Annotated in this window: 6 protein-coding genes; 3 read left to right on the plus strand and 3 right to left on the minus strand. The window is 40.9% G+C overall.

Annotated elements, in window-relative coordinates:
* From VGE44_RS17590 to VGE44_RS17600, 3 genes are all read right to left on the minus strand, one after another.
* Positions 1–1302 (minus strand): GMC family oxidoreductase (locus VGE44_RS17590; RefSeq protein ID WP_331081602.1); only part of this gene is annotated, 1302 nt, incomplete at its 3' end.
* Between the two features lie 111 nt (positions 1303–1413).
* Complete coding sequence (locus VGE44_RS17595; protein ID WP_331081604.1) at positions 1414–2196, minus strand: hydroxypyruvate isomerase family protein; 783 nt, start codon at positions 2194–2196, stop codon at positions 1414–1416.
* Between the two features lie 31 nt (positions 2197–2227).
* Entirely contained in the window at positions 2228–3484 is a 1257-nt protein-coding gene (locus VGE44_RS17600) for a nucleoside permease (RefSeq protein ID WP_331081606.1), read from the minus strand.
* A gap of 281 nt (positions 3485–3765) precedes the next feature.
* On the opposite strand from VGE44_RS17600, the gene VGE44_RS17605 reads away from it, so the two are divergent.
* The 3 genes from VGE44_RS17605 to VGE44_RS17615 form a co-directional block, all read left to right on the plus strand.
* Positions 3766–7149: a ThuA domain-containing protein gene (locus tag VGE44_RS17605; RefSeq protein ID WP_331081608.1), complete on the plus strand. Its 3384-nt coding sequence runs from the start codon at positions 3766–3768 to the stop codon at positions 7147–7149.
* A 17-nt stretch (positions 7150–7166) separates the two neighbouring features.
* Entirely contained in the window at positions 7167–8339 is a 1173-nt protein-coding gene (locus VGE44_RS17610; protein WP_331081610.1) for an aldose epimerase family protein, read from the plus strand.
* Positions 8340–8432: 93 nt separating this feature from the next.
* Positions 8433–8820, plus strand: a 388-nt coding sequence (locus VGE44_RS17615) for a Gfo/Idh/MocA family protein (RefSeq protein WP_331081612.1), incomplete at its 3' end; no start/stop codon positions are given.

Consider the following 8820-nt stretch of genomic DNA (forward strand, 5'->3'; position numbering starts at 1 on the left):
GGTTTTGTCGAGAGTGACTTTATTTTCATGATAAGGAAGTGTCTCCCCAAAAGCAGTGATACCCATTGTCCATGCTCCCGGTTCGCATAAAGCATCTTTAAAATCAGCTCCAATATTCATTTCGGCAATATTGCGGCCCCAGCCTTCACGGCTAGCTCCACCCTGGTAACCGAAACCGCGAATATAATCGCGCTTATCATTTCCGATATTACGGAAACGCGGGATATAGATTCCGGTTGGTCTCCGTCCAAAATAGTATTTATCTTCAAAGCCTTCCATTCTACCGGATGCCCCAAGGCGGAAATGATGATCCATCAGGTTATGGCCCAATTCTCCGCTGCTGCTTCCAAGTCCGCCATCCCATATATCTGTTGCCGAATTCATCAGAATCCAGGTAGAGTTTAAAGTAGAGGCATTCAGGAAGATTATTTTTGCAAAGTATTCGTAAGTCTTGTTTGTTTCTGCATCCAGAACTTCAACACCTTTTGCCTTCTTGGTGTCCTTATCATAAAGGATCTTTGTGACAATTGAAAATGGACGCAGTGTTAAATTACCTGTCGCTACAGCTGCAGGCAATGTAGAAGATTGGGTACTGAAATATCCCCCAAAAGGGCATCCCAAAGAACATTTACTGCGGTACTGGCAATTTGTACGTCCGGGAAGCGCTTTCGTAAGGTTAGCTGCTCTGCCTATGACCATGTGACGGTCACCTTTATAATGGGCTTTGATACGGGCAGCTACTTCTTTCTCAACCACATTCATTTCCATACCGGGCTGAAACTCACCATCCGGAAGCTGAGCTAAACCTTCCCGGGTCCCGCTTATTCCGGCAAATCGTTCCACATGGCTATACCATTTCTCAAGATCCTTATACCTGATTGGCCAGTCGACCGCAATACCTTCTTTTGCATTGGCTTCAAAATCCATTTCGCTAAGGCGATAACTTTGTCGCCCCCACATCAAAGATCTCCCGCCTACATGATATCCACGATACCAGTCGAAACGCTTTACTTCGGTATAAGGACTGTCCTTGTCACTAGCCCAAAAATTTAAATTCTTTTCGCTGAGTGGGTAGTCTCGTTTTAATACCGGATAATCTTCAATCATCTGCTGGGTGCGACCGCCTCTGTGGGGGAACTCCCAGGGACCTTTTGTCGCATTTTCATAGCCTTTTACATGCTCAACGTTGCGACCACGTTCAAGCATGATAGTTTTCAGACCCTTTTCTGTAAGCTCCTTGGCAGCCCAGCCACCACTGATCCCCGAACCGATCACTATTGCATCATACGTATTATCAGCCATATCCTTTATTTTGTTTTATTATTTCATTTTCATTTTTGATCAAAGAGCAAAGAATAAGGAACAAAGACATAATCGTCTTTACTCTTTGGTCCTTATTCTTTATTCTCTATTCTAAACGTCACAAATCCTGACAGCATCCTTTAATGAGCCTGCCTTATCAGTATTCAATGGGATAAACTCCTGTGCAACATAGCCTGTAAATCCGGTATCAAGTATTGCCCTCATAATTGCAGGATAATTAAGTTCCTGCGAATCATCTATCTCATGACGACCGGGCACTCCGGCAGTATGATAATGGGCAATATACTGATAGTTGTCCTTTATCGTTCTGATCACATCCCCCTCATCAATTTGCATATGATAAATATCATATAAAAGTTTAAAATTTTCTGAACCAATTCTCTTTACAAGCTCTACCCCCCAGAGAGTTCTGTCACATTGATAATCAATATGATCAATCTTGCTATTAAGTAGCTCCATAACGATGGTAACCTTATTCTTTTCTGCAAACGACATGATCTGCTTCAAACCCTCAGCACAATTTTGCAGTCCCGTTTCATCGTCCAGACCATCTCTGTTCCCGCTAAAGCAAATCAAATTCTTATGTTCTGCTTTGGCGACAAGAGGAATCATTTTCCTGTAATTATTCAGTAATTCTGAATGATAAACCTTGTTATTCCAACCCTTCTCAAGGCTAATCTCTGCACCATTACACATAGTTGACTTGAGTCCGTATTTTTCAAGAACCGGCCAGTCTGAAGGCCCCAGCAGGTCGATTCCTACCAGCCCGATTTCCCTGGCAAGTTTGCATAGTTCTTCAATCGGAAGCTCATCAAAACACCAGCGGCAAACTGACTGATTAATATTACCTCTTAATGATTGAATATTTAGCATTTATTTAAAAACAAGAACAGTAAATAACCAATCATATTACATCAGGAATCTTATCCATACTCCTTTCAGAATTTTCCTTTCTCTGGCTAAAAGTAAAAAAGAACAACACAGCAACAACCAGCGCTATACCTGCAGCAATCATCCATATATTTTGCCAGTCGTGTTGAGTATCTGAGAGTTTATAAGCATCACTAACTATTCCGGCAACCCAGAAGCCAATCAACATTCCTATACCATAAGTAGCCAAAGTAATTAAACCCTGCGCTGCACTTTTATATTTATCGCCTGCTTTTGAATTCGTATATATCTGCCCGGAAACAAAGAAGAAGTCATAACAGATACCATGTAATGCTATTCCAACGATAAGCATGGATGTCAGTTCGTCTGCATTTCCGTAAGCAAATAGTGTATATCTGATTGCCCATGCAATCATCCCAACCAAAATGGTCACTTTGAACCCAAATCTGCTAAAGAAAAGAGGCAGGAGCAATAGGAATAATACCTCTGACACCTGCCCGATGGTCATTTTTCCGGTAGGATTTTCCATTCCGATTTCGGAAAGAAAGAGGTTTGCGTTCTGATAATAAAATGCCAGCGGAATACAGATCAATATGGATGAAATAAAGAAAATCAGAAAATTCCTGTTATTCAGCATTTTAAGGGCATCAAGTCCCAATAAAGAAGATAAAGCTACCTTTTCCCCTTTAAATACGGTAGGCGGAGTTTTTGGCAGGCTGAAACTGAAAATTCCAAGAATCAAAGAAGAAATCCCTGCCATCGCAAATGTATTCCTTAAAAGTCCTTCTGATACTCCTGCTGATGAGTCCCAGTGAAACAGGAAGCTAATGCATAGACCCGCAACGATCCAGCCAATAGTACCCCAAATCCGAATCGAAGAAAATTCCTTCTCGGCACTTTTCATCTGGTTGAATGAGATTGAATTTACCAATGCCAGGGTAGGCATAAAGAGGATCATATACCCGAAAACATAGGGATAAAATCCTGAAAAGTCGCTTGCATAATACATCTGAGACATTAAAATTGCGCCAATCAGATGAAGAGTACCAAGTATTCTTTCGGCATTGAAATACCTGTCGGCGATCAAGCCTATTATAAAAGGAGCTATGATGGCACCAAAAGACTGAGTGGAAAATACCGCAGCAGTTTCTGAACCATTAGCAAGCAGATTCCTGCCGAGAAAAGTCCCAAGTGTAACAAACCATGAGCCCCAGATAAAAAATTCGAGGAACATCATGAGCGATAATTTAATGCGGGTGAACAGGTTCATAACTTGTTTGATTGATTAAAATAAGGAGCTGATTGAAAAGGATAACCTGCGGATTAAATGACTCATATAAAATCTAAAATATTGAAATTCGGTTCTAATTGTATAAAATACACCATCTAAACCCAATTAGCGTATATATATCCCTTTCCAGATATTCATAAGGGACATATCTTTAGTTTGTTTAAAATAAATGTATATTTTTATTTTTAATAATCATACTCAATTAAATACCATCCTGATCTTTTAACAGGATGATAACACCCTCAGTACATAAAACAACCATGAAAAGAATTTACAAACTGTTGCCATTCTCTCTGCTGATACTTGCCCTGTTTGCTTTCACCAAATGGGAACAAGCAGTTAAACCCAGAGTCCTTGTCTTTAGTAAAACTGCAGCATACCGACATGAGTCGATTGCAGCAGGCAAGACCGCTCTGATCAAACTGGGCGAGGAGAACGGATTTACTGTTGATACCACCGAAAATGAAAATTACTTCAATGATGATTCCCTGAAAAATTATTCAGCAGTAATTTTCCTGAGCACTACCGGGAATATTTTGAACAGTCCACAGCAAATCAGTTTTGAAAGATTTATTCAGGCCGGTGGCAGTTATGTAGGAATCCATGCAGCAGCTGATACTGAATATGATTGGGAATGGTATGGGAAATTGGCGGGTGGATATTTCAAAAGTCATCCTAAGATCCAGGATGCTACAATGATTGTGAACGACCGCACGCACCTGTCCACAAAACACCTTGATGAAAAATGGGTTCATAAAGATGAATGGTATAATTACACAAATTTAAATCCTGATGTAAAGGTTTTGATTTCCCTGGATGAAAAGAGTTATACCGGAGGGGAGAACGGAGATTATCATCCTATTGCATGGCATCATGAATTTGACGGCGGAAGAGCCTTTTACACAGGTATGGGACATACCAATGAAGCATATTCAGATCAGCTTTTCCTGAAACATCTTCTTGGAGGCATAAAATACGCGATCGGAAATAATATTCCTTTAAACTATGCAAAAGCCAAAACACCTCCGGTACCTGAAGAAAACCGTTTTGTAAAAACAGTTCTGACTACAGGAACCCTGTTTGAACCAACTGAAATGGCAATTCTTCCAAATCTCGATATCCTGCTTGTGCAAAGAAGAGGCGAAATCATGCTCTATAAAGAGAAAAGCAAAAGTATCTCACAGGTTGGCTTTTTGAATGCCTATCACAAGACAGCAGTTGCGGGTGTAAACGCTGAAGAGGGAGTACTTGGAATTGCAACTGACCCGGCTTTTAAAGACAATAATTATGTATACATTTTCTACAGCCCGATAGATACCTCTGTTAATCGTCTCTCAAGATTTAAATTTGTTGATGATAAGCTGGATAACTCATCAGAAAAAGTAATTCTGGAGTTCTATTCCCAAAGAGAAATATGCTGCCATACCGGAGGTTCAATCGCCTTTGGCCCTGATGGACTTCTATATGTTTCGGCCGGTGATAATGCAACCCCTTTTGATGTTCCCAAGCAGGCTTTTGTTAATAAAGGCTATGGACCAATGGATAACCGCCCCGGGCTTGAGCAGTATGATGCCAGAAGATCATCCGGAAATACTAATGACCTCAGAGGAAAAATCATGAGGATAAAGGTAAATGAGGATGGCAGCTATAGCATTCCGGAAGGAAATTTATTCCCACCTAATACCCCTGGCACAAGACCTGAGATTTATGTAATGGGAAACAGAAACCCTTACCGAATCTCCATCGATAAGAAAACGGGATTCCTTTACTGGGGTGAAGTAGGCCCTGATGCGAATGCCGATAGTCCGGAAAGAGGTTCAAGAGGCTACGATGAATTGAATCAGGCAAGAAAAGCGGGCTTTTTCGGATGGCCATTTTTCGTTGGGAATAATTACCCTTACCGGGCATATGATTATACAAACGGAACAGCCGGTGAAGCTTTTGATCCTGCCAAGCCCTATAATAATTCTCCAAACAATACTGGTCTTGAATATCTTCCACCTGTTTCGCCTGCATTTATCTGGTATCCATACGCAGCTTCAAAGGAATTTCCTCAGGTAGGTACCGGAGGTAGAAATGCAATGGCCGGACCGGTCTATCATCCTGAATTTTACCCTAAGGAAACACGTTACCCTGATTATTATGCCAATAAACTATTTATTTACGACTGGATAAGAGGCTGGATAAAGGCGGTGACCATGAAGCCTAATGGTGATTACGATAATATGGAGGCCTTTATGCCAATGACTAACTTCTCCTCACCAATCGATATGGAATTGGGGCCGGATGGACGCATCTATATTCTGGAATATGGTAAAGGCTGGTTCTCAAAAAATCCGGATGCAGCTATCTCCAGAATTGATTTCGTTGCCGGAAACCGTCCTCCAAAAATTAAGGAATTAATCATAAGTAAAACAAGCGGAGTACTTCCATTTAAATTGCAAGCCAAAGTTGAAGCCAGTGATCCCGACAAGGATAAAATGAATTATGTATGGGAGTTGGGCAGTGGGATTAAGAAATCAACTGTTCAGCCAAGTATTGAACATACCTTTACTAAAGCGGGAGAATATGCAATCAGTGTTCTGGCAATCGACAAAAATTTTGCCAGCACCAATAGCAGTCCGATAACTATCTCTGCAGGAAATGCCCAGCCAAAAGTCAGTATTAAGTTAAAAGGAAATCAAAGCTTTTATTTTGCAGGAAAACCAGTAGAGTATGATGTATCTGTAAGCGATGAGGGTGCTACGGTCAATAAAAACACAATTTATGTAGCCAACAATTATACTAAAGGTACAGACCTTGCAGGTGCTTCAATGGGGCATCAGGTATTTACAGAAGCACAAGCCGGACAGGCTTTGATGCTGAAATCAGATTGCCAGTCCTGCCATCAGGTAAACACCAAATCAATCGGTCCATCATACACCCAGGTATCTGCAAAATACCAGAATGATCCTAATGCAGTGAGCTACCTGTCTGCAAAGATCATAAAAGGTGGTGGTGGAACATGGGGAGAAGTAGCAATGCCTGCTCATTCAGCCATGAGTGATGATGATGCAAAGAAAATAGCCCAATGGGTTTTGTCACTAGAAGATAAGGCGGTTAATAAAGCCACTTTGCCAATTCAGGGCAGTATTATTCCTTCTCAGGATTCTGAAAACAATATTTTTAGCATCTACGCCTCTTATACAGATCAGGGACAATCGGGGCTGAAACCCCTGACAGGTTCAGCAACAGTTTATCTTAGAAGCAATATTATTAATGCAAGAGAAATTACTGAAAGAACCAGAATCGGCTTGAAAGATTCAACCAATACTGGTTTTCTAATTTATCCGCAGAACAATGGATGGTTCAAACTGAACAATATGGATCTGTCGGGTATCAGGCATTTGGAATTTGCTAATCTTTCGAAAGGCAGTGGAGGTATTTACAATATTGAGATCCGTGCAAATTCAGAGAACGGGGCACTTATCGGAAAAAGTAGTTTTACGGATGGAGAAATTCCGGACCAGCAAAGCAATACCCTTGTTCAGCTTAATCTTCCAGCCGACATGAGGATAAATAGCTTGTTTGTACTATTTGTATCTGACCCTAAAAACTTAAAACCAAGGCCACTCCTTAAAACTGTTACTTTCAAGCCGGAATAAATTTATAAAAACCAGATATGATACTGCGCCGAAAACTCATTCTGCCGTGTTTTTGTCTGCTTGCATTGATTGCATGCAATTCAACAACAAATAAAGATTCCGGAAAAAGTACTGATAGCTCCTCCATTTCAAATCTGCTATCAAAAACTGCATTTCAAAAGATCATCGATGGTAGAAACACAGATTTATACATTTTAAGGAACAAGAACAATGCGGAGGCTGTTTTTACAAATTATGGTGCAAGGATCGTGAGCCTAAGCGTACCTGACCGATCGGGTAAATTAACTGATGTGGTAGTGGGCTTTGCAAGCGTGGAGGCTTATAAGCAATCAACTGAGCCTTATTTCGGGGCTACAATCGGACGATATGGCAACCGCATCGCGAGAGGTAAATTTAAACTCGATGGTCAGGAGTACTCAATTTTTACCAATAATAGTCCGAATGCACTGCACGGCGGTAAAAAAGGCTTTCAGGATGTGGTTTGGGATGCCAGGCAAGTAAATGGTCAAACTTTGGAGTTTAGCTATCTGTCAAAAGATATGGAGGAAGGCTTTCCAGGAAACCTGCAGGTGAAAGTTATCTATACCCTGTCTGATGATAATGAGCTCATGATTAATTATGAAGCATCAACCGACAAGAAAACAATAGTAAATCTGACCAATCATGCATTCTTCAATTTAAATGGTGAAGGCAGTGGCAGCATTCTGAATCATAGTCTGCAGATCAATGCTGAGCAATATACACCAGTAGATTCAACTCTTATCCCATTGGGAAAAATAGAATCTGTAGCTGGCAGCCCCTTTGATTTCAGAAAAGCAGAAAAAATAGGCGACAGAATTGAGGATAATAATATTCAACTGAAGTACGGAAAAGGTTATGATCATAATTATGTATTAAATCCGGCTGAAAGCGGAGTGATGAAAGCTGCTGCAATTGCAAGAGCTGACCAATCGGGGATTGTCATGGAAGTATTTACTCAGGAACCCGGTCTTCAGTTTTACAGCGGGAATTTTATGCAGGGTAAAAACACCTTTAAAGGAGGCACTAAGGATGAATTCAGAACAGCATTCTGCCTCGAAACGCAGCATTTCCCCGACTCGCCAAATCAGCCGGCATTCCCGGCAACTGTTCTGAGCCCAGGAGAAGTATACAAAACAAGTACTGTTTATAAATTCTCAGTGAACAAATAATGCTGAATTTAATTCAGGATTTATTTCCGGCAGAAAAGAACAAAATTTTATATTTAATATCTGTTTGACACGAATAATTTTTAGCCTTAAATGATGAAAAGAAAATTAAGAATGGGAATGATTGGCGGCGGTAAAGATGCCTTTATCGGGGCTATTCACCGCATTGCAGCCAATATGGATGGCCTTATAGAGCTTGTATGCGGAGCCCTCAGTTCCAGTCCGGAAAAAGCCATCGAAAGCGGCAGAACCCTATTTCTACCGAAAGACCGGATTTATCCGAATTATGAAGAAATGATCCTTCAGGAGAGTCGTCTTCCAGCCGGTGATCGGATGGACTTTGTAAGTATAGTTACTCCCAATCATGCACACTTCGCTCCGGCAATGATGGCTCTGGAACATGGCTTTCATGTAGTGATTGATAAACCGATTACCTTTACACTTGAGGAAGCTAAACTGCTGAAGAAAAAAACCGAAGAAACCG

Source organism: Daejeonella sp. (genome assembly GCF_036405355.1).
GTDB lineage: Bacteria > Bacteroidota > Bacteroidia > Sphingobacteriales > Sphingobacteriaceae > Daejeonella.

Excerpts from the sequence above, each read along its gene's own strand:
- VGE44_RS17600 (WP_331081606.1), bottom strand. The coding sequence starts at position 3,484 with ATGAACCTGTTCACCCGCATTAAATTATCGCTCATGATGTTCCTCGAA.
- VGE44_RS17595 (WP_331081604.1), bottom strand. The coding sequence starts at position 2,196 with ATGCTAAATATTCAATCATTAAGAGGTAATATTAATCAGTCAGTTTGC.
- VGE44_RS17605 (WP_331081608.1), top strand. The coding sequence starts at position 3,766 with ATGAAAAGAATTTACAAACTGTTGCCATTCTCTCTGCTGATACTTGCC.
- VGE44_RS17610 (WP_331081610.1), top strand. The coding sequence starts at position 7,167 with ATGATACTGCGCCGAAAACTCATTCTGCCGTGTTTTTGTCTGCTTGCA.